The sequence below is a fragment of the Chryseobacterium sp. CH25 genome (assembly GCF_004119455.1).
GTDB lineage: Bacteria > Bacteroidota > Bacteroidia > Flavobacteriales > Weeksellaceae > Chryseobacterium.
Genome location: NZ_NRQT01000001.1, coordinates 1,195,245 through 1,216,824 on the forward strand (window position 1 = coordinate 1,195,245; position 21,580 = coordinate 1,216,824).

Consider the following 21,580-nt stretch of genomic DNA (forward strand, 5'->3'; position numbering starts at 1 on the left):
ATCATTCTTTTTACTTTTTAAATTGATTTTAGGATAACATTCAGTTATGATATCACCTAAAATAACTTCCAGCCTCACTCTTCCAGCTTCCAGCCTTTTAAGATGTTGCTATCTCTTTTACATTTCCTGTGCGTTTCAGGAATCCCCAGGACTGCATTTCGCCTTTCAATGCTTTTCTTAAACTTTTAAACAATACAATATACATCAGCCATCTGTACCCGAATCTTTGTGGAATAATATAGAGCAGATTTCCTAATTTTTCCCGCTGCATGATGAATGCAATCAATGCAAGAGAAGCATCCACCAAAAGGAAGATCAGATAATAGCTAAATATTTTACTTCCGTTTCCTGATAAAATTCCAAAGAACATAATTACATCTGCCAATGGGGAGAAGAATGGAATGATATATTGGAATAATAAAATATTCGGCATGGCCCAAAGTCCCAATCCTTTATATTTGGGGCTAAGGAAAGTCTGTCTCTGTTTCCAGAACATCTGCATAATTCCGTAGGTCCAGCGGAAACGTTGTTTTAAGAACTGTTTTACGCTTTCCGGAGCTTCTGTTACAGCAACAGCTCTGTTTTCATTCGCTACAGTATACCCTGCTTTTAAAATTTTTACTGTAATATCACAATCTTCAGCAAGGGTATCTGATGAATAGCCTCCTGCTTCCAGAATTACGGATCTTTTAAATGCTCCAATAGCGCCCGGAATTACCGTAATGGCATTGATATGAGCATATGCTAATCTGTCAAAATTCTGACTTGTTGTATATTCTATCGCCTGCCATTTGGTGAGCCAGTTTACGGTGTTTCCTACTTTTACATTTCCAGCCACTGCGGCTATCTTTTCTTCTGCACCAGCGTTCAGGAATCTTGCAATAAGATATTTCACTGCGTCCTGCTGCAACTTGGTATCTGCATCTATACACACTACATATTCAGCATCTGTAAGTGAAATTCCATAATTCAAGGCAGTTGCTTTTCCACCGTTTGTTTTGGAGAATATTTCCAGTTTTGGATGATTGGGAAACGCTTCTTTCGCTTTTTCATAAGTTGAATCCTTACTTCCGTCATCTACCATGATGATATTAAAATTCGGATAGGTTTGTTTCAAAAGATTGTGCAATGAAGAAACGATATTCACTTCTTCATTATACGCCGGCACAATGATGGAAACCTTTGGATAAGATTCCAGAATTGGAAATTCACCCAGCTTTTTCTCTTTTTTTCTTTCTTTAAAGGCCCAATAAGCCATTAATAGCAATCTTATCAACCCAAGCACAATGAAAATGGTAAACAGTGCTACTAAAAAGTGGCTTACTCCATAAATTACAGTGGCCAGTACTAAATTAAGCTGCATGATATAATAAGATCTGGTCTTAGGCACCGCAGGCATCAGTTCATTTCTGCTCTTATGCAGAATATTCGTAAGATTTGTAAAATGATAGCCTTGTTTTTGAAGAGTTGGTATTAAAATCTTCAGGGCTTTTACAGTTTCTTCTCTTGTATCACCACCGGCATCGTGAAGCAGGATAATATTTCCTCTCTCCTGTTTAATTCCGGCCATTACTCGTTTTACAATTTCATCTGCTTTTATTCCCGGCTGCCAGTCTTCAGGGTCAATATTTTCACCGATGTCCAGATAATTCTGTTGTCTTGCCAATGCTACAGGAATAATTTCTTCTGAAGTGGTAGGCTCAGAATCTGCATTATATGGAGCACGGAAAAGAATAGTACTGTGACCTGTTACGCATTCAATCAGAAGTCTTGTCAGTTTCATTTCAAGCAGGGCTCTTTCCGGGCTTACTTTGGCTACATTTTCATGGGTAAAAGTGTGATTTCCTATTTCATGGCCTTCACGATAAATTCTTTTAACCAAAGGAAGATTCTTTTCAGCATTTAACCCTACCAGAAAGAAAGCGGCAGGAACATGATATTTAGACAAAATATCCAATACCTGAGGGGTGTAAGTTTCATCCGGACCGTCATCAAATGTCAATACCAGTTCTTTCTGCGGAGCACTTCCGTATTTTTTTACTTCATAGGAACTTGGATAGGTAATATAATTTTCATCGGTGATTATTTTTTCTTTCGGATCTATTTCCAAAGCAATTTTCCCATCATGAGGAGTGTTCAGAACATCCAGTACTTCCCCATCTCCGATATAATCCACCATGGTTTGTCCTTTTACATTTTCCAGTGTTTTCAAATTCAGTTTAGAAAGCCCGGCAAATGTAAGATCCTTATCGTAAAAATTCCAGATTCTGCTGTCTTCACTTCCCAGTCTCCATAATGCTGTTCCTGCCAAAGGATATTCAGATGAAAAACGCATGGTATTGAAAATAGAAGCAGCATCATTAAAAAATACAGTGTGGGTATTATTTTTAGAGTCTGTATAGGAATAATTCAGATTGAAAGTATTGTCATTAAAATCAATAACGGCTTTACTAGCACTGGCTTTGGTGATAGCCTGCATATAAGTTACTGAAGTATTGTCATCCTTATTGGAACTCCAGTCATATCCGTAAGCTCCCAACCCCAAGATAATCTTATGAGGAGAGGTTTGTTTCACTATTTTACCGGTCTGTTCTTCGATCCATTTCTGTGAAGAAACAGGTCCGGCATCACTTCCTGCTGAATATTCATCGTAAGCCATCAAAACAAAGTAGTCTACGTATGGATCCAGTCTTGGGATATTGTAATCATCATTATCCGTCATAATATCCATCGTTACCAGAAGCTGGTTCTGTTTGAATGTTTCTGAAAGCTCTTTCATAAAGGCAATCAGGTTTTCATCAGAATTCAGGTTCATATCCTCAAAGTCGATATTGATTCCTTTGAAATGATATTTCAGACACTGTTGGGTAAGCTTTTGAATAAGAGCAGTTCTTTTTTTAGGGTCATTCAATACCTTTCCAAGCCCTTCTGCATGAAATTCCTGATTTGAGTTGTTACTCAGAATCGGCATAGCTGCGACACCTGTTCTTTTGATGATTTTATACCCTTCCGGGTCAATATTGGTTTTCAGGTCTCCTGATTTAGGATCAAGGAAAAACCATTCCGGGAATACCAGATTGACATGTCTGATATTTCGTTTTAAAGACATCAAAGACTGCGGATCCCATGCTACATAGAATGCAGACCGGATTCCCCCTGGAAACTGAGCCCAGTTTCTGTTTTGATTTTTAAGTCTTTCTGCTCTTGCTTTTTCAATTTTGGCAAGATTGGTATGCATTGTTTTTTCAGAAATAAAACTTCTGAACCCTTTATATTCTTTAGAGATTTTATTTTCCTGAAGATAAGGCTTATTGGCTGTAATAACAGCTTTATAGTCTTCTTTAAAAGGTATTTTCGGACTTTTGTCCACGGCCATCATCAGTCCCAAAGCTAAAAACAGGAGCACCGCTATAAAAATAAATAAACGGCTGCCCCACTGTACACTTTTCCAGCGTTTTTTGCTGTTGGTCTGAAAAATCTGTTTGGAATTTTCCACGATTTTAATATTTTAATGAATGGATTTCAAAAAGTGTGAAAAAGCACCTGAAAATTCATTAAAAAAAATTAAAAAAGTGGTGTTATATTTATTGATTTATCAAAAGTCCCACAAGATCCTGAATGACCTTTTGGGAAACGAAATCCATAAAGTCAACTCTTTCCAGATGAGGCAGATATAATTTTGAGGTCACTTCCTGATCTTTAATTCGGATGGTATAGAAAACAGTTCCCACATCTTTGCCATCTTCTCCTTTTCCAGGACCGGCAACTCCAGTAGTTGAAAGGGAAATATCAGTATCGAATAATTCCTGACATCCTTTGGCCATTTCCTGAGCTACCTGCTCACTGACTACCGTAAACTGATCTACTGTTTCTTTAGAGACATTTAAAATTTTGATTTTCTTCTCAGTGGCATAGGCGACCATCCCACCCAGAAAATATTTTGAACTTCCGCCCACTGAAGTTATCATCTTGGCTAATTCTCCTCCGGTACAGCTTTCCGCCGTTGAAATAGTCAGTTTTCTTTCAGTAAGAATTTCTGCCAGAATGTTTTCAATTTTGTCTTCAAAAATCGCAATGACATTATCTTTTATGAGAGGAAGCAACTTTTGAATCTCGTCTTCTGTCTGTTGTTTTAAGGCTTCTTCATTGTCACCTGATGCCGTTATTCTCAACTTTACTCGGGTTCCTACGGGAAGATAAGACAATGACATATTTTGAGGAAGGGCAAGTTCCCAATCTTCAATGGTATCTGCAAGAATACTCTCCGGAATCCCCACTACGGAAACAATTCTTGAATGAATATAATTAAGGTTAAATTTTTCCTGTAAGTAAGGAATAATCTGATCTTTGATTAAAGGTTTTACTTCATAAGGAACTCCCGGTAAACTGTAACTCAGTTTGCCATCCAGTTCCATCATCATGCATGGCGCAGTTCCGAAATGGTTTTGAAAAACAATAGATTTTGTAGGGACAAAAGCCTGTTCTTTATTTCTTTCCAGGATATCTGCTCTTCCGCGTCTTTCCATATATCCTTTGAGATGATTAAAAGTGACCTCATCCAACGCAATTTCATCATTGAAAAACTCAGCAAGTGCCTTTTTGGTTTTGTCATCTCTTGTTGGGCCTAGTCCTCCAGTGGTAATAACAAGATCACCCAGTTCAAAAGCTGTATTTAATGTATTTTTAATGGTGTCTATTTCGTCTGAAATGGTAAAGATCTGTACGACCTTTATCCCGATATTTTTAAGTTCAGAGGCAATAAAATTGGAGTTGGTATCTATTGTATTCCCGGAAAGGATTTCGTCACCAATAGTGATCAGGACTGCTTTTTCCATATATCAGATTCTTGAAAAAAATTCTCCTGCAAATGACGGAAAAATATGCGGCTGCGGCAATATAAATTGATTTTTTCTATTTTTGACGGAAATTAGTTAAACTTATGTCTAAATATGATGATGCTTCATGGCATTATGGTGGTGATTTTCCTGAGGGACTTCCACAGAAAAACGGAGCAACCCATACAGGAATGTTCCTGAACTGGTGTATCCATAATGATATGATCTCCGATGAATTGAAAGAAGATAATGAAGAGGAAATTCAAAAATTAAAACGAAGAGAAATTACAGGTGCAGAATTTATTATGGATTCCTGTGACGGAAAATTCTCCGAATATGATCTGAATGATCTTGGGAACAGTTTTGCAAAAGATTATTACGCAGATGACACCGATTTCGGAAACCGATACAGCTCTTTTGCTGATGATTACGTAAATATTTTTGATGCCAAAGCTGAAGAAAATGATTATGAATATGAGACCTTCTACCACATTGAAGATACTTACGAAAACTATGATCTGATGAAACAGGTCATTGATTACCGTTTTGAAGAGTGGAAGGAATATATTAAAGGATAAAAAATAAAAGGGAAAAGGCAAATTTACAATATGGTGATTTTGTCTTTTTACCTTATTAATTATGTCTTACCCAGATCAGTTCATCTGTATTATACCCGATTTTCTTGGCTTTTTCAAGGAAACGCTGACGGATACTTTCTGGAATACCCGTTGTTCGGGAAAGAATCCAAAGGTATTTTAAACTGCTTCCTGCCACCAGAGCATATTGATAGTCTTCATCAATATCAATAACATTATACCCTGCCCAGATGGGTTTGAAAAAGGATACTTTCAGCCTTGCTTCTGTGGTATTTTTAACGAATTTGGCTTCTCCGATGGATTCATTCCATACTTTTTTAATATAATCGTAACCTTTATTCCTTACCTGAATACTGCCATTGGGATTCTCTGAATATTCGGCAGTAACATTATCCATATTTTTCTCGAATTTATAATCAAAACGGGCTATTTCATACCATCTTCCAAGATATTTTTTACTATCAAAATTCTTTACGGCTACCGCTCCTCTCGGAATTCCTACCGAATACGAATGAAAAGCTATATACGCCAAAGCTCCCAATGAAACGGGAAGTATTATTTTGTGAAAAGTTTTCATGACAGAAATATTTTGTGTAGTTCTGGTAAAAACGTCAAAAATAGTGCCTTTGGGCTGTTAAAAAACGATAAATTCTAGGAAAACACTTTCAGAAAATTATCTTTAAAGCTTCCTGAAACCTCAATTTCAGTATCATCGGCAAGCATTACTGTTCCGCTTTTATGATAAGATTTCACAAAGGATGTATTGATGATATGGGAACGGTGAACCCTTACAAAAGGATTTTCCAAAAGATCATCAAAATGCTTTAGAAATCTGCATACCATTTTCTTCGAGCCATCCGTAAGATACACCTGAGTAAAGTTTCCATCTGCCTGAAGCCTTACAATGTCTTCTGTTTTTACCACATCAAAACCCTGTAAGGTTGGAAGAATAAGCTGTTGTTTTTCAGGTTTTAATTTTAAGTTCTCCAGTAAAATTTTATTCCTGTTCAGTTCTTCTTTTTTCTCAATACTTTCAAACACTTTATTGACTGCAAGAATCAACTCCTGAATATCGATCGGTTTTAGAATATAATAACTTGCAGATTTATTTAAAGCCTGTAAAGAGTATTGTGAAAATGCGGTAATGAAGATGGTTTCATAGGAGAAATCTTTGGTAGCTTCCAGTACATCAAAGGCATTTCCGAAAGGCATTTCTACATCTAAAAACACCAATTGAGGCTGCTTTTCAGCAATCAGAGGAACAGCTTCTTTAATATTTTCTGCTTCACCCAAAATTTCTACCTGCGGGCAGTATTTGGTGAGATAGCTTCTCAACACTTCTCTTGCGATCAGTTCATCATCTACAATTACGGCTTTAATCTTCATTAGGTTTACATATTAAGTTGCAGGAATAGGTTGCAGATGCAAATTAGGAATATTTCACCAGCTCTGCAATCTTCCGGATACCAATCATATCCTTTTCCACTTCCAGGCATACACTACGATCAATATGGTTATGATACATTCTACAGCAGCAAGGAAAACATAGAACAGATACCATTCTGAAAAGGATGAAATCCCAATAAACAGCATGACCAATGTAAAGAAGATTCCAACAATAATATTAAGAATCCTGTTGATCACAGGTTTTAAGATCAATGAAAGAAACACCATGACTGCTGGTATAGCCAAAACAACTGCAGCCATTAATAAATTCAATGGAGAGTTGAGCAGATTATGTCCATCTACAAGACCTTGTGCTTTTCCTGGAGTGTAAAGTTCAAAATAATCTCCATACAGATAACATAATGTAACAGAAGTCCAAAGCCCGGCAAGTATGATTTTGACATTTACCCGAATATCTTCAAGTTGAGTAGAATTGTTCATGATATTTTAGTTTTGATGATTATGATTAACGGATTTATTCTTCACTCCTGCAATCAGCAGCCACAGACATATTCCTATTTCGCCTATTGAAGCAGGTAACGTGATATAGCCTGCTATCGGATAACTGGAAAATTCAGGAATAGTTATTCTCCCAAAAACATTGAGAATATATCCAAAGCAGCCTAACATCAAAAAGATTCCCAAAATTTTGGGCAGAAAGCCAGATTTGTAAACCAGATAGCCAAAAGGATAAAGCCAGAGTCCCCAGAAAATCTGAACAATCAGAATTCCATTATTATAATTTTTCAACAGCATCATGACTTGTGCCTGAAGCTCTTCTGCTTTATAAATCTTTAGGTAATCAGCACCTTCTATAATTGTAAGTACAGAGAGTTTACTTTGAAGGTTAATAAAAGAAATCGGTACGCTGATCAATGCCATAATCACCATTACTTTAGCATAGGTTCCGTTGACATTTTTCAACAGTTTATACAAAACCAATGGAAGCAGTGTAAAAGCAATATAGCAAAGAATACTGCTCGCAATGCTCAGACTGAATAAAGATTTTGAAGCAGAGATCATATTGAAAGTCTGTTCCGGATTTTTCCATTCAATAAGTTTGGTGGGAACATACATTAAACTGAAAAATCCTGTTATGACAACGATAAGGTAGATAAATCCTGCCCATCGTGCTGTTTTAGTATTAGATTCCATCTGATTAGTTTTATCTAATAAGACGTTTCTATATAAATTTCGTTACAAAAACACGAATTAAATAACGAAAATTTAAAATATAATTAAAAACACTACTACTTTAATATACAAATTCATTAAAAAAACTTAATGATAATACCCATTTTTAAACTTTAATGTTTTATAGGTTGTTTTTGAAGTCTCTTTGCTATTACATTCTCCTTTTACTTCCTCATTGATTGTGGTTACGGAGATGGTTTTTATTTTAAGGTCTGTAAAGTTGTTGGTTTTGGATGGCTCTATAATAATATAAGAATGATCGTCTTCAAATTCTCCGTTACATCGGGTGTCCCACTCGCCTCTTGTGGAATCCAGTTCAAACTGATCCAGTACTTTTTTAAGCGTTTTTCCTTCAGGATAATACATTGAAATACTACCATAAGCGTAAGGATTAGGCTTGCTGCTTCCTACAAAATCTGCCTTTACTCCAAATGCACGGATGTTTGAACTGATATTGTACAATCCGGTATCAATAGCAAAACTTCTCAGGTAAACCGCATCAGAATTCAGTTCTGTGGGGTCTAAATATTTATTTTTTATCGTTCCGTTGCTATCTGTAATTAATATATAGTTCTGAACCGTAAAAACATAATCTTCTTCTTCCTGGCTCAGAACAACCGGAATGACTGCAATATAAGAGTCTTCCACATTAGGCATTTTCTTTTCAATACAGAGTTCTTCTTTTATCTTGGTTTTGTCAAGTTTCAGATTTTTAAGAATATGAGCCAGCCTGATACTATCAATGTCCTGAGCAGACATAATCCCGGAAAACAAGCTCATTATTAATGTTAACAGAAATATATCCTTTTTCATGGTTTCGTTTTTACATCATATTAATTTGAATAGTGACCAAAACGCCACTATTATTGTCTTTATCTTTTACAGAACAGGTAATATTCTTTTTATACAGATCATTCAGCAATTGAATTCTTTCCAGTGTATTTTTCATTCCTCTTCCCTCACGGGTTTTCTGGTGCTGGGTTTTCTGTTTTTTACTTTCTTCAATTCCTATTCCGTTGTCTTCAATGGTGATTTTCAGATGTTGTTCACTTTTTTCAAAGCTTAATTTTAAAAATCCTTTTTCTGTTCTGTAACGCAATCCGTGCCAGATGGCATTTTCTAAGAAAGGCTGTACAAGCATTCCCGGAACCTGCAGACTTTGTAGATTCAGACTTTCATCTACATCAATTTCATAATCAAATTTATCAGCAAAACGTGTTTTCTCCAGTGCCAGATAATTTTGCAACAAATCCAGCTCCTGTTGGAAAGGAATAAAATCATTGGTAGAATTTTCCATTACCCCTCGCATTAGTTTGGAGAATTTGGTCAGATACTGATTGGCTTCCAACTCATTATTGGTAGCAATGAAGTGATTGACACTATTTAAACTATTGAAAATAAAGTGTGGATTCATCTCCCGTCTGAGCGACTGAAGGGCTATTTTTTTATTTTTGATCTGAACTTTCTTCAGCGTTCTGAAAATGAAGATTATGAGGCCAGTCAGTAGGATTAAAGCTCCAATCAAGCCATAATTAAAGACATTTTTCTTGCGGATAAGTTCGTCCTTCAGCTCTTTTTCTTTTTCCAGCTGAGAAATTCTCTGTTCGGTATCTTCCAGAATCTTATTATCTACCAGACTTCTGTCTTTGGAAACCAGATTCGGAAGCTTCCCAAGAAAATCTCTGTACAACTGTACTGAAGCATCCACATTTCCTGAAATAGCATATAAACTATCCAGTTTCTGTACACTTTTCTGAGCTTCCAGTGTATGCCCTTTATCCAAAGCAATTCCGTATGCATTTTTCAAAAGATCTACCGCTTCTTCAGGGTCATTCTTTTTAATATAAATATCAGCCAGTTCCTGAATCTGATTGACTTTCTCCTGTGAGTTTTCCTTTACAAAGTCTTCCTTTAAAACCTTTTTCTTGGCTTCAATGGCTTTATCAAAATTTTTATTTTCAACATAAAGATTGGCCAGCTTCTGATTGATTTCCAGCGCTTGCTGAGGAGCCTCTTTTTTAGAAATTTTATAGGCTGCATTAAGGTTTTCTTCAGCTTTGGCAACATCTTTCTGCTGAATATTGATATCTGCCAGTTGGCTGTACCCCACCGCAACATCAGCCTGCTCATTTTCTTTTTTACTTAAATTGATATTATTCTGAATAGCTTCGGCCTTCATTTCAGGTGCAGGAGAAGAAAGTCTTGCTGCATCATTTGAATTAACGGCCCTGCTTTTTGTACTATAAGACATCTCTGCTGCCCTATTGTAATTACTGATCGCTGGGGTAATTTTATTTTGTCTCTCCTGAGATTGAGCTAATCGTCTGGTAACTATTTCCAGGTTTTTCTTATCCTTAAGATTCTGATACAGATTTTTAGCTTTAATCAGATACTCCTCGCTTTTAGCATAATTTCCCTGACTATAATAATCATTAGCCATTCCTACATAAGCATCGGCAACCCCTTTATTATCATTTTTATCTACTGCTTTTTTCAGTTTTTCAGCAGATTTGAGAGCCTGGGTAACCCGCATAGTATCCTGTGCTGAGAAGTAATTTCCCATCATCAATATTGAAATAAACAGTATTTTAAAAACTAATTTCACGGATTTCAAATCTTTACTGCAAAGTAAGTAAAACTTTATCGATCAGCTTCTATTCTTCACCAAGTCAAAATATAATTTCACCAAGTTTGCCTTTCTCTATATTTACCTGATAACCAACTGCATTTTAAAACCGTTTACAATTTTTGATTCGATCGAATAAGGCTTTATGTATATTTGTACTTCACTTAAAAGAGACCATGAAAAAATTTCAGTTCCTATTGGCTTTGGTTTGTTGCTTTGGTGGTATCAAAGCACAGACTTATATTCAAAATGTTAACATAGCTGATGTTATCCATAAAAAAATGATTCCTAACCAAACAGTGATCATTACTGATGGCGTCATTACGGCTATTAAACCAAATAAACAGGTAAAAATCCCTCAAAACTCGCATATTATCAATGGTGAAGGAAAATATCTCATTCCCGGAATGACTGATTCGCATATCCATTTTTTCAGAGTGGTGGATTGTATACAAGACCCGATGCGCTTAATCTGAAAAAACATGTTCCCTATGAGCAGGAAATCAGCTGGGCACATCATCATATGGAGAATTTCCTTCAATATTATCTCCGGTCAGGAATTACTTCTGTAATTGATCCCGGGGCTACCTATAATTTTCTTACACTCCGGGATTCCTTAAAAAAGAAAGACAATCTTCCTTCTGTATATATGTCAGGCCCTCTTATCACGACATATGAACCGGAAGCTTTTAAAAATCTTGATAAAGACGAACCTTTTAAACTGGCACTAACTGTTGAAGATGCAAAAAAGTATGTTCAGGAACAGCTTCCATATAAGCCTGACTTTATTAAAATATGGTACATTATATTGGAAAAAGATCCTCAAAAAGCAAAAGAGCAGACTAAAAAGCTCGAGCCTGTGATTAAAACCATTATTGAGGAATCCCATAAGAACAATTTAAAAGTTGCTGTTCATGCCACACAACGCTTTACAGCCGAAACAGCAGTTCTGAACGGAGCCGATTATCTGGTTCATAATATCGAAGATGAAATAGTTTCTGATGATTTTATAAAACTTTTAAAATCCAGAAAAATAGTCCTTTGCCCTACCCTGACTGTAATTGACAACTATTATGATACCTATGGCCAAAAGAAGCATTACAACACCTATGAACTGGAAAACTCCAATCCGAAAAGTATTGGTTCAATCTACGATCTGAAGCATCTGGAAGAGACTGCTGATTCAACATGGATTAAAAAATATAAGGTAAGATTTAATTCACAACAGATCAAAGCTTATGTTTCCAAAGTGGATTCTATCCGGGGGGTCAATTTAAAAAGGCTTGCAGATGGAGGGGTAACGATTGCAGCCGGTACAGATGCAGGAAATATAGGAACCCAGCATGCCTCTTCTTTTATGGATGAACTCAATGCGATGAAAGAAAGTGGGCTGAGCAACTGGCAGATTCTGCAGTCAGCCACAATTAACCCGGCAAAAATCCTTAATAAAGAGGCGCAATATGGCAGTATTGAAGCTGGAAAAACCGCGGATCTTGTTCTTCTTAATGCCGATCCCATTGAAGATCTGAATAATTTAACCAAAATTGAAACTGTTATCAAGAATGGCAAGACGTTCGATCCTCATAAAATACTGAAGATTACCCCTGAGATACTTGTACAGCAGCAGGTAAATGGCTATAATGCACGAAATATAGATGCTTTTCTTGAACCCTATGCGGAAGATGTTGAAATCTATTCATTTCCCAATACTTTGCTAAGTAAAGGTAAAGAAAGTATGAGAAAAACATATGAAGCACTATTTAAAAAGGTGCCGGACCTGCATTGTGAGATAAAACAGAGAATCATTAATCGTAATACGGTTATTGACAAGGAAAGTGTTTCCGGAGTGAAGCCTGGTCAGAAGATAGAAGCTACTGCGATTTATGAAATTAAAGACCATAAAATTTCAAAGGTATATTTCCTTTATTAACTATTATCTTTCCCCGTCTACGAATATAAAATATACTTTATAAAAGACAGTCTCTATATGAACTGTCTTTTTTTTACCTATCCACCAAGTGAAAGTTCCATTTCACCAAGTCTCCCGATTTTCAGCTTCAGATCGAACTAATTTTACATCAGAATTTAAAAGTAAAAACAAGAAATTATGAAATTGAAACATTTTTTATTAATCGGAATTGTAACACTGGGAAGTTTTGTAAACGCTCAGGAAGTAAGGAAAAACGGAATTGAAGTAACAGGTGTTGCTGAAATGGAAGTAGAACCGGATGAAGTGATCTTCAGCATCGGAATAAAAGCAGATAACAAAAACGACCTGGCAGACAATGAGAAAAAGATGTTTGATATTCTGAAAAATGCAGGAGTAAAGAATGAGGATATCAAGTTTAAGTCTTCTTATCAGAACATTTACGCCAAAAACGGAAAGTTTTCTAAGAACTATGTATTTAAAGCGAATGCAAAATCAAACCTCAGCAAAATTTTTGAAGATCTGAACCAGAAATGGGTAAGCAGCCTGAATATTTCAGAGGTAAAGAATACCAAAATTGCAGACTTCAGAAAAACAGTAAAGATCAACGCTTTAAAAGCAGCTAAAGAAAAGGCAGATTATCTGTTGGAAAGCATGGGTAAAAAGGTAGGTACTGTTCTTGAAATCGTAGAAATTGAAGATTATACTAGTGACACTGTAATGCCAGTAGCTTACAAAGGTAGAATGAACAGTGCGCAGCTTGAAATGGCAGATGCTCCTGTAGATTTTTCTTTTGATAACATCGAAAACATCAAACTGAAATACAGTATCAAAACAAGATACGAAATCCTTTAAAATAACAGATTTAAAAGAGGCTGCCATATTTTTTGGCAGCCTTTTTTGTTGGCCACAAATGCACGAATTATTAGGGAGCAGCAATGCTTTTTTATGCCATGAATGCACGAATAAAAATGTTGCTATCTTAATCCTATATGCTATCATTATTCAGTTTTTTCAATACATATTTCAATAAACTTATTCATAAAAAACATTCGTGCATTCGTGGCAAAAAGCATAAAGCACTTGTGTTCATCCACTCACCAAGTGAAAACCACTCTTCACCAAGTATCCCAAATATCAGGGTTTAATACAGGTAATTTTACTTCATAATTTAAAATAATAAACGATGAAACGCTATCTTTTAATCACCTTATTTTCAGTGATTTTCTTTAAAGCACAGGAAATTAAAAAAGAAATTGAAGTAAAGCAGGCAACGGTATTTCTTCAGGGAGCAAAAGTTTTCGGAAATACCAATGTTACTCTTCAAAAGGGACGTAATATGGTAAGAATTATCAATCTTCCCAATAATCTGGATGAAAATACCTATAAAATCAATCTTGAAAAAAATACCACGCTACTCTCCATCACTCCGCAAAGTAATTTTTTGAAAGAAGATCAGCTTTCTGACAGTGAAATGAAGCTGGATAATGAAAGAAAAAAACTTCAGAGACAGGTAAGTCTGCTAAACATTCAGATTAAAAACCTTACCGGAGAACAGAATATCATCAATGATAATTTAAAAGTCTCCACCAATGATAAATCTACTCCACAGGAACAACTGATTAAGCTTACTGAGTTTTACAGGAAAAGAATGCTGGAAATTGACAATCAAGTCTTTGTACTGAATGAGCAGAAAACAACGTTGGATGAAAGCATTGCAAAGCTAAACAAGCAATCTGATGAGGAACAAACCCATAAAAACACCAACAGAAAAGAATTACTGCTTGAAATTCTTGCTGATAATGATACCAGCCTAAACCTTGGTGTCAGCTATATTGTTTCTGATGCTGGTTGGATCCCTTCTTATGACCTTCGTGCTGAATCTGTAAAGAAACCTTTAGAAATGGTTTACAAAGGCAAGATCTATCAAAAGACCGGTCAGGACTGGAAAAATATAAAATTGTTTGTATCTACTTACAGACCTTCTTATAATCAGGACAGGCCTATCCTTTCTCCAATATATGTTGCCGAATATACAGCCCATAATCCAACACTGGAAATTGAAGGTTATAAATCTAAAAAAGAATCTGCATTGATGAATACCTATCAAATGAGACAGGATATCTCTGCAAAACCAAGTCAGGTTCCCATTGCATCGGTTTCTGATAACCAAATGAATATTATCTATGAACTGAATTACAATCAAACCATTGTAAGCCAGGAAAAAGAACAGTACGTTATTCTGGATAAAAAACAGATTGATGCCACTTACAAATACCACACCGTTCCAAAACTTAATAACCAGGTTTTCCTGATGGCTTTTGTAAAAAACTGGCAGAACCTTAACCTGATTAATGGTGAAGCAAACATCTATTTTGAGGATAACTATATCGGAAAAACCAATATCACCAGCAATTATGTGAAGGATGAGTTCCCGATTTCTCTTGGAGTGGATGAAAGAATCACAGTAAAAAGAATCAAACTGGAAGATAAAGCATCTCAGAAATCGATGAGCTCCAATAAATGGGAAACTGAAGCTTATCAGATCAGCATCAGAAATAATACTAAAGAAAGTATTGCATTGGAAGTGCTGGACCAGCTTCCTATCAGTGAAAACTCCAAAATTGCAGTGAAAGCTATAGAAACCGGAGACGGAAGCCTTGATGAAAAAACCGGAAGTATCCTTTGGAACAAAAACATAAGCTCCGGTGGTTCTGAAAAGATCAACTTCTCTTATGAGATTAAGTATCCGAAAGAGATGCAGATTCAATATTACAGCAGATAACCTATAAAAAATAATAATATGACAACTTTAAAAATCTTAGCCATTGCAGCAGCCTTTTTAAACTCTGGTACAGCTCCAGCTATCCGCTGCTCGAAAAGTGAAACTGAAAACTCTAACTTAACGGTACAAAGAGCTTCCGTATCCCCTGTTAATACAACATTAAAGGACAATAAAATCCAGGTGGCTCTTTTACTTGATACGTCCAACAGTATGGACGGATTGATTGAACAGGCGAAATCCAGACTATGGAATATCGTGAATACACTAACCACACTAAAATATAACGGCCAGACTCCACAAGTTGAAATTGCCCTCTATGAATATGGCAACGATGGCCTCCGTGATGAAAACTACATTCGCCAGGTAACTCCTCTTACCCAGGACCTTGATCTGGTTTCTGAAAAGCTATTCGCCTTAAAAACTAATGGCGGAAGTGAATATTGTGGTGCTGTTATCCGGGATGCTTCTGCCAACCTGAACTGGGACGGCAATGAGAAAAGTATGAAACTGATCTATATTGCAGGCAATGAACCCTTCAATCAGGGAAAAATTGACTATAAAGAGGTTATCTCAAAAGCAAAGAATAAAAATATTTATACCAATACGATCTATTGCGGAAGCCGCGAAGAAGGCATTCAAGGTCTATGGCAAAATGGGGCAACAACGGGTGGCGGAAAATATTTTAATATCGACAGTGATAAAAAGGTGATCTATATTGAAACTCCTTATGACATCAGGATTTCCGAGTGTAATACCAAACTGAACGACACTTATATTTACTATGGAAACCGTGGTTCAGAATATAAACAGAAGCAGATTACCCAAGATAAAAACGCAGAAGTACAGTCGGTTTCCAATCTGGTAGAAAGAACGGTTTCCAAATCTAAAAAGAATGCTTACAAAAATGAGCATTGGGATCTGGTAGATAAAGCGGAAAAAGATGACAACTTTATTGCTAATATAAAAGCAAGCGAACTTCCTGATGAGCTGAAAGGGAAAAGCGAGGAAGAAATAAAAAAAGCTGTGTCTATAAAATCAGCTGAGCGTGAAAAAATTCAAAGGGAAATTGACGAACTTTCTAAAAAACGTCAGACCTACATTGATGCTGAAATGAAAAAAAGAGGAACTGATGATACTGATGATCTTGGAAAAGCCATTGAAAGCTCTATACAGGAACTGGCCAAGAAGAATGGATACAACTTGTAAAAAGCTTAAAACAAGAAGGGTTAACACTTAAAGTTAATCTTGTAAAATGAAGTACACTTAAGTTTTGAAAATCTTTATTTTCAGCCTAAGTGTACTTATTTATATATAGACGATTATCAAAAATATTATTACCATCCTAACGAAGGAAGAATGACAGAGTTATATATAAAAAACGTTCTATCGTCCAAATTTAAAATACCTGGAAAGTAGGTGCTTTTTATTTTTCATAAACAGCGAAGCCATTTCCATACCCACTACAGAAAAGGTAATTCCGTTTCCCCCAAAACCCAATACAAAGTAAGAGTTCTTAAATTTTGAATGTTCTCCGATATAAGGAAGTCCGTCTTTTGTTTCTCCAAAAGTTCCGGCCCAAACAAAATCAGGATAGAAATGATAATCAGGCTTTATCTTCTTTAAATTTTTCAGTATTTCTTTTTCCTTTTTATTAAGAATAGCATCCCTTTTTTCAGCACCATAAAAATCTTCATCTGCTCCGCCTATTAATAATCTGCCGTCATCAGTAGTCCGCATATAGAGATAAGGATCATCAGTATTCCATACTAAAGTGCTGGTGATACTTTTAAATTTGTCTTTATCCACTTCAGAAACTACGGCATAGGTACTTTTCAGGTTAACAAAATTCTCTTTCAGTAAAGTTTTGCTTTCATAGCCGATACAATAGATTATTTTCTTTGCTCTGATCTTAAAACCGCTGTCAATTTTAGCAATATTAAAACCTTTATGGTATTCTACGTCTACCATTTCAGTTTTATCAAAGACTTTCAATCCTTTCTTTACATTATGTATAACCAGTTCATGGGCAAACTGAAAGGCATCGATACTGGCTCCCTGTTCTGATACTATTCCACCATAGGTATTTTCAAATCCAAATTTTTCCAAAATCTGATCTGCATTCAGCCATTTTACTTCAAATCCGGCATTTTTTCTGGTTTCATATTCTTTCTTCAGCCATTCAATATCTTTCTTTTTTGAAGCAAAATACAGGGATTTTTTACGTTTAAATCCTGCATTGGAATGTATTTCCTTTACAATAGTTTCTATAGTATCAATAGCCTCTGAACACGCCTTATAACTTGCAACCGCTCCTTTTTCTCCTATCTTTTCTATTAGTTTATAAAGAGGAACATCTATTTCATATTGCAGCATTGAAGTGGTTGCAGAAGTACTTCCATTACAAAGTTCACGTTTATCAATAAGGATAGTTTTATAACCATCCTTTACCATCTGATGAGCAATAAGACTTCCTGTAATTCCGCCTCCTATAATTAAAACATCACAGTTTTCATCCGATTTTAAAGAAGGATATGTAGCAATCAGCCCATTTTTTAAAAGCCAGAAAGGTTCATTAGATTTGAGATTCATATTGATATTTTATATTAAAAATAACAATATTTATACCTGTTTTAACAATTTTCGATGATTGTATGGTGTAATTATTGTTGCTTTATTAAATTCTAACCACCATAAAATATTCACTATGATAACAATTATTCCAGAAGCTCCGGAGAATGTTGCAGCATTTAGTGCAACCGGAGAAGTAACGAAAGAAGATTTTGAAAAACTGGTAATTCCGCGTGTGAAAGAGAAAGTAGACCAATTTGGTGAGCTGAATTACTTACTGTATTTGGATACCGATCTGGATAAGTTTACCATGGGAGCATGGCTTGAAGATTTCTTGCTGGGACTAAAAAACCTTGCAAAATGGAACCGAACAGCTATTGTTACAGACAAAGAAGGTGTGCAGAACTTTACAGATATTTTCAGTGTTCTGATGCCGGGAGAGTTTAAATCTTTCCCAAAAGAAAATTTATATAATGCCCTTTACTGGTGCAAAAACGGAAATGAGGTGGAAGTTTAAATCTGCCTTATAAAATAATGAAAGGCTGTCTCAAAAAGGCAGCCTTTCTTATTATACACCAATAACTATCAGATACATACGTAAAAACACCTAATCGTAAATTTGGTATATTATACTGTAATTATTTCCCTTAGTCGTGAGTACATTTGTAATGTTAACCAACTAAAAATTTACACCATGTCAACATTCAAAATCAACATTATCGCAGGACCACTTTGGAGCAATGATGAAGCACAAAAATTAGGACCACGTATCGCAGCAGCACACTTAGGAAAATTTACCGGACAATGGACTACCATTGTAGAAGGACAAATGAGCGTTATAGAAGTTGAATTAAACACTCAGCCAACAGGAGGTACAGAATATACTTTAGACGTTTTAGCCGGACCTATCTGGAGCAACGAAGATGCTAAAGAAATCTGCCCTGCTATCTGTGCATCCTATGGTGGTACATGGAACGGACAATGGACAACAGTTGTAGAAGGCAAAATGAGCGTTTGCAGCTGTGTATTTAAATTCTAGTAGAAAAAACCAATGTATTAATTTAAAAAAGCTGTCTCAAACATCAATTTTGACTTTGGGACAGCTTATTTTTTTATTCTCGAAATTCTGGGAGATTACACAGATATTCTATACTCGATGTTTGGTTTTAAACCTGCATACTTTTATTTATCACATGAAACACATTCTGCAACAGCTTCTTCTTCATTTGCTGCTTGTGAACCATACAGATACATATATCTTACACTGATTACAAATCCAATAAAAGTCATTCCTACTCCTACTAACGATGGATAATTGAAAGGCAATCCATATTCTAGAGGAATTCCGCCCAGAAAAGCACCCATCGCATTCGCAATATTAAATCCTGCCTGCATAAAAGCTGCTGCCATCATTTCACTTTTCGGTGCTGCTTTCATCATCATGATATTAATAGGTGCAGCAATGGACATAGATAAAGCTCCACACATAAATGTCAATATGAAAGCAATATTCTGATGCTCGGAAAGTAAAAATACTCCTACCAGAGATATCATCATTAAGAAGATCAGAAGTGCACAGGTTTTCTCAGGCCCTAGTTTATCTGAAACAATACCTCCTGCAAGATTACCTACTACCATTCCTGCCCCAGCAAGAACCATTATATAAGCCATCTGGCTGCTTTCAACTCCGGAAATTCCTGTCATTAAAGGGGTGATATAACTCAACCAAGTGAAAAGACCTCCAAATCCAATAGCCACGATTGCCAATACCAACCACGACTGCTTCTTTTTAAGGAATTTAAGCTCATCCATGAAATGGGTATTTTGATTAGCCTCAATCGACGGCAGCCATAATTTTAAAAACAAGAGGGCAAAAACACCAATTAAAGCGACAATAGCAAAATATAACCGCCAGTGGAAGACATGCCCAATATAGGTTACCAAAGGAACCATCACCAGGTTGGCTACGGTGAGCCCAGTAAACATCATTGATATATAAAATGCCTCCTTCCCTTTTCCAGCCATTTTAGCAGCCACTACGGTTCCTACTCCGAAGAAAGCTCCGTGAGGAAGTCCGGACATAAATCTGATGATAAGCATTGTTCCGTAATTAGGTGCAATTGCGGAAAGTCCGTTAAATAAAGTAAACAGGATCATAAAGGCGATCAATACTTTTTTAGGGGGATATTTTACTGAATATCCGATCAGAATGGGTGCTCCAATTACCACTCCCATTGCATAAGCGGAAATTAAATGTCCTGCTTGCGGAATCGTGATTTCCAGTGTTTTTGCAATATCCGGTAATAGCCCCATAACGGTAAACTCCGTAGTTCCTATTCCCAATCCGCCAATCGCCAGCGGAATTATTCTTTTATCAATCTTCATTGTATTTTCTTTTCTGAATTAAGCTGTTAAATTAAAAATGGTGAGCCATCTTTATTTTTGAAAGTGCAAAATTCGACAGAAAGATTGGATTTCACACCTCTTTGAATGATAAAAATTTGCTCCATATTAACCTTTTTATTTAATTTTAACTTCACAAACAATCAAAACAGAACAAAATGAAGATTCAGAAAGAGACTATAGAATTTGAAAAGGGGAAATCTTTCAAGGTATTTGCTCCCAGTCTGAAAAACTGTTTTTTCTGGCACTACCATCCTGAAATAGAACTAGTTTACGTAGAAGCGTCCAATGGAATCCGGCATGTTGGGAAAAATATTTCGGGTTTTACCGACACTGAACTTTTGTTGATTGGAGCCAATGTACCCCATCTTAATTTTGATTACGGAATACAGACGGAATGTAAGCAACTGGTATTACAAATGCGGGAAAACTTCCTTCAGGATATTATTCTTCCTGTTCCTGAATTTGAGAATATTAAAAATCTTTTAGAACATTCTTATCTCGGGTTATCTTTTTCTGGAGAAACCAAAAATATTGTTGTTGAAAAGCTTCAGCTCCTTAAAGAAAAAAACTCTTTTGAATCGTTAATGGGATTGATAGAAATCTTACAAATTCTGGCCAGTTCTACAGATGTGCACGAGCTTAATAAAGAAGATACAAGAATCAAATGGTTTCTGAATGATAAGATCAGAATGGGAACGATTTACGACTATATTCATGAAAATCACGATAAGAAACCTAATGTGAATGAAATTGCTCAGATTGTAAGTCTCAGTACCCCTGCTTTCTGCCGATACTTTAAAAAGCAGACCAATATGACCTTCACGGATTTTGTTAATAATTACAGGATCAATCAGGCTAAAATATTTCTTTTAAAGGATTCTTCTGTAACAGAGGTTTGCTTCCAGGTGGGTTTTGAGAGTCTTTCTTATTTTAATAAACTCTTTAAACAGCATACGGGAGAAACTCCTTCAGAATTCAAGAAAAAACATTTTAAGCCTATTGAAATTAATGGCAGAATTGGAGTGATTAATAGGGAATCTTCCTGTAATAAGTAGTTTTATTGGCTCGCTGATTCTGCAGATAACGCAGATTTATATTTTATGAACTTAGATGTTTTTTTCCCACAGATGGCTCAGATTTTCACAGATGATTGGGGATATTTTTGATATTAGATTGTTTGAAACCACCCCGGCAAAA

The 21,580-nt window shown here is 35.9% G+C and carries 19 protein-coding genes; 9 read left to right on the forward strand and 10 right to left on the reverse strand.

Annotation, left to right across the window (positions count from 1 at the left end):
* Positions 1-97 precede the first annotated feature (97 nt).
* Both BOQ64_RS05250 and BOQ64_RS05255 read right to left on the reverse strand, forming a co-directional pair.
* Positions 98-3,496 carry a polysaccharide deacetylase family protein gene (locus tag BOQ64_RS05250; RefSeq protein ID WP_129058124.1) on the reverse strand — a complete coding sequence of 1,133 codons (3,399 nt, stop codon included), beginning with the start codon at positions 3,494-3,496 and terminating at the stop codon, positions 98-100.
* 88 nt (positions 3,497-3,584) lie between these two features.
* The gene (locus tag BOQ64_RS05255; protein WP_129058123.1) at positions 3,585-4,835 is read right to left on the reverse strand and encodes a CinA family nicotinamide mononucleotide deamidase-related protein; all 1,251 of its coding nucleotides are present in this window, start codon (positions 4,833-4,835) and stop codon (positions 3,585-3,587) included.
* Positions 4,836-4,939: 104 nt separating this feature from the next.
* Between BOQ64_RS05255 and BOQ64_RS05260 the strand changes: the two genes are divergently transcribed.
* Complete coding sequence (locus BOQ64_RS05260) at positions 4,940-5,413, forward strand: hypothetical protein (protein WP_129058122.1); 474 nt, start codon at positions 4,940-4,942, stop codon at positions 5,411-5,413.
* 55 nt (positions 5,414-5,468) lie between these two features.
* Here BOQ64_RS05260 and BOQ64_RS05265 read toward each other — a convergent pair whose 3' ends face one another.
* The 6 genes from BOQ64_RS05265 to BOQ64_RS05290 all read right to left on the reverse strand — a co-directional run bounded on the left by BOQ64_RS05265 (position 5,469) and on the right by BOQ64_RS05290 (position 10,676).
* Entirely contained in the window at positions 5,469-6,008 is a 540-nt protein-coding gene (locus BOQ64_RS05265; protein WP_129058121.1) for a lipocalin family protein, read from the reverse strand.
* Between the two features lie 74 nt (positions 6,009-6,082).
* The gene (locus BOQ64_RS05270; RefSeq protein ID WP_129058120.1) at positions 6,083-6,817 is read right to left on the reverse strand and encodes a LytR/AlgR family response regulator transcription factor; all 735 of its coding nucleotides are present in this window, start codon (positions 6,815-6,817) and stop codon (positions 6,083-6,085) included.
* Between the two features lie 84 nt (positions 6,818-6,901).
* Entirely contained in the window at positions 6,902-7,318 is a 417-nt protein-coding gene (locus BOQ64_RS05275) for a DUF6326 family protein (protein ID WP_129058119.1), read from the reverse strand.
* 6 nt (positions 7,319-7,324) lie between these two features.
* Positions 7,325-8,032 carry a DUF4386 domain-containing protein gene (locus BOQ64_RS05280; RefSeq protein ID WP_129058118.1) on the reverse strand — a complete coding sequence of 236 codons (708 nt, stop codon included), beginning with the start codon at positions 8,030-8,032 and terminating at the stop codon, positions 7,325-7,327.
* A 126-nt stretch (positions 8,033-8,158) separates the two neighbouring features.
* Positions 8,159-8,884, reverse strand: coding sequence for a hypothetical protein (locus tag BOQ64_RS05285; RefSeq protein WP_129058117.1), 726 nt, complete (start codon positions 8,882-8,884; stop codon positions 8,159-8,161).
* 10 nt (positions 8,885-8,894) lie between these two features.
* On the reverse strand, positions 8,895-10,676 hold the full coding sequence (locus BOQ64_RS05290; RefSeq protein ID WP_228448169.1) for a histidine kinase: 1,782 nt from the start codon (positions 10,674-10,676) through the stop codon (positions 8,895-8,897).
* Between the two features lie 197 nt (positions 10,677-10,873).
* On the opposite strand from BOQ64_RS05290, the gene BOQ64_RS23705 reads away from it, so the two are divergent.
* The 5 genes from BOQ64_RS23705 to BOQ64_RS05310 all read left to right on the forward strand — a co-directional run bounded on the left by BOQ64_RS23705 (position 10,874) and on the right by BOQ64_RS05310 (position 16,615).
* A complete protein-coding gene (locus tag BOQ64_RS23705) occupies positions 10,874-11,173 on the forward strand; it encodes a hypothetical protein (RefSeq protein ID WP_228448170.1) in 300 nt (99 codons plus the stop codon).
* Entirely contained in the window at positions 11,143-12,627 is a 1,485-nt protein-coding gene (locus tag BOQ64_RS05295; protein ID WP_228448172.1) for an amidohydrolase family protein, read from the forward strand. The genes BOQ64_RS23705 and BOQ64_RS05295 overlap by 31 nt, the downstream gene beginning before the upstream one ends.
* A gap of 177 nt (positions 12,628-12,804) precedes the next feature.
* Entirely contained in the window at positions 12,805-13,479 is a 675-nt protein-coding gene (locus BOQ64_RS05300) for an SIMPL domain-containing protein (RefSeq protein WP_129058116.1), read from the forward strand.
* A 331-nt stretch (positions 13,480-13,810) separates the two neighbouring features.
* Entirely contained in the window at positions 13,811-15,409 is a 1,599-nt protein-coding gene (locus BOQ64_RS05305) for a DUF4139 domain-containing protein (RefSeq protein WP_129058115.1), read from the forward strand.
* Positions 15,410-15,427: 18 nt separating this feature from the next.
* Positions 15,428-16,615, forward strand: a complete 1,188-nt coding sequence (locus BOQ64_RS05310) for a VWA domain-containing protein (RefSeq protein WP_129058114.1) — start codon at positions 15,428-15,430, stop codon at positions 16,613-16,615.
* Between the two features lie 177 nt (positions 16,616-16,792).
* On the opposite strand, the gene BOQ64_RS05315 is transcribed toward BOQ64_RS05310, so the two are convergent.
* Complete coding sequence (locus tag BOQ64_RS05315; protein ID WP_129058113.1) at positions 16,793-17,998, reverse strand: NAD(P)/FAD-dependent oxidoreductase; 1,206 nt, start codon at positions 17,996-17,998, stop codon at positions 16,793-16,795.
* A gap of 115 nt (positions 17,999-18,113) precedes the next feature.
* On the opposite strand from BOQ64_RS05315, the gene BOQ64_RS05320 reads away from it, so the two are divergent.
* Positions 18,114-18,494 carry an STAS/SEC14 domain-containing protein gene (locus tag BOQ64_RS05320; protein ID WP_129058112.1) on the forward strand — a complete coding sequence of 127 codons (381 nt, stop codon included), beginning with the start codon at positions 18,114-18,116 and terminating at the stop codon, positions 18,492-18,494.
* Between the two features lie 177 nt (positions 18,495-18,671).
* Positions 18,672-19,016 carry a mannan-binding lectin gene (locus BOQ64_RS05325; RefSeq protein WP_129058111.1) on the forward strand — a complete coding sequence of 115 codons (345 nt, stop codon included), beginning with the start codon at positions 18,672-18,674 and terminating at the stop codon, positions 19,014-19,016.
* A gap of 143 nt (positions 19,017-19,159) precedes the next feature.
* On the opposite strand, the gene BOQ64_RS05330 is transcribed toward BOQ64_RS05325, so the two are convergent.
* A complete protein-coding gene (locus tag BOQ64_RS05330; RefSeq protein ID WP_185147060.1) occupies positions 19,160-20,362 on the reverse strand; it encodes an MFS transporter in 1,203 nt (400 codons plus the stop codon).
* 176 nt (positions 20,363-20,538) lie between these two features.
* On the opposite strand from BOQ64_RS05330, the gene BOQ64_RS05335 reads away from it, so the two are divergent.
* Positions 20,539-21,438 carry an AraC family transcriptional regulator gene (locus tag BOQ64_RS05335; protein WP_129058110.1) on the forward strand — a complete coding sequence of 300 codons (900 nt, stop codon included), beginning with the start codon at positions 20,539-20,541 and terminating at the stop codon, positions 21,436-21,438.
* The last annotated feature ends 142 nt before the right edge of the window (positions 21,439-21,580 follow it).

Excerpts from the sequence above, each read along its gene's own strand:
- BOQ64_RS05325 (WP_129058111.1), top strand. The coding sequence starts at position 18,672 with ATGTCAACATTCAAAATCAACATTATCGCAGGACCACTTTGGAGCAAT.
- BOQ64_RS05300 (WP_129058116.1), top strand. The coding sequence starts at position 12,805 with ATGAAATTGAAACATTTTTTATTAATCGGAATTGTAACACTGGGAAGT.
- BOQ64_RS05320 (WP_129058112.1), top strand. The coding sequence starts at position 18,114 with ATGATAACAATTATTCCAGAAGCTCCGGAGAATGTTGCAGCATTTAGT.
- BOQ64_RS23705 (WP_228448170.1), top strand. The coding sequence starts at position 10,874 with ATGAAAAAATTTCAGTTCCTATTGGCTTTGGTTTGTTGCTTTGGTGGT.
- BOQ64_RS05315 (WP_129058113.1), bottom strand. The coding sequence starts at position 17,998 with ATGAATCTCAAATCTAATGAACCTTTCTGGCTTTTAAAAAATGGGCTG.
- BOQ64_RS05285 (WP_129058117.1), bottom strand. The coding sequence starts at position 8,884 with ATGAAAAAGGATATATTTCTGTTAACATTAATAATGAGCTTGTTTTCC.
- BOQ64_RS05280 (WP_129058118.1), bottom strand. The coding sequence starts at position 8,032 with ATGGAATCTAATACTAAAACAGCACGATGGGCAGGATTTATCTACCTT.
- BOQ64_RS05310 (WP_129058114.1), top strand. The coding sequence starts at position 15,428 with ATGACAACTTTAAAAATCTTAGCCATTGCAGCAGCCTTTTTAAACTCT.
- BOQ64_RS05265 (WP_129058121.1), bottom strand. The coding sequence starts at position 6,008 with ATGAAAACTTTTCACAAAATAATACTTCCCGTTTCATTGGGAGCTTTG.
- BOQ64_RS05255 (WP_129058123.1), bottom strand. The coding sequence starts at position 4,835 with ATGGAAAAAGCAGTCCTGATCACTATTGGTGACGAAATCCTTTCCGGG.
- BOQ64_RS05270 (WP_129058120.1), bottom strand. The coding sequence starts at position 6,817 with ATGAAGATTAAAGCCGTAATTGTAGATGATGAACTGATCGCAAGAGAA.
- BOQ64_RS05335 (WP_129058110.1), top strand. The coding sequence starts at position 20,539 with ATGAAGATTCAGAAAGAGACTATAGAATTTGAAAAGGGGAAATCTTTC.
- BOQ64_RS05305 (WP_129058115.1), top strand. The coding sequence starts at position 13,811 with ATGAAACGCTATCTTTTAATCACCTTATTTTCAGTGATTTTCTTTAAA.
- BOQ64_RS05330 (WP_185147060.1), bottom strand. The coding sequence starts at position 20,362 with ATGAAGATTGATAAAAGAATAATTCCGCTGGCGATTGGCGGATTGGGA.
- BOQ64_RS05275 (WP_129058119.1), bottom strand. The coding sequence starts at position 7,318 with ATGAACAATTCTACTCAACTTGAAGATATTCGGGTAAATGTCAAAATC.
- BOQ64_RS05260 (WP_129058122.1), top strand. The coding sequence starts at position 4,940 with ATGTCTAAATATGATGATGCTTCATGGCATTATGGTGGTGATTTTCCT.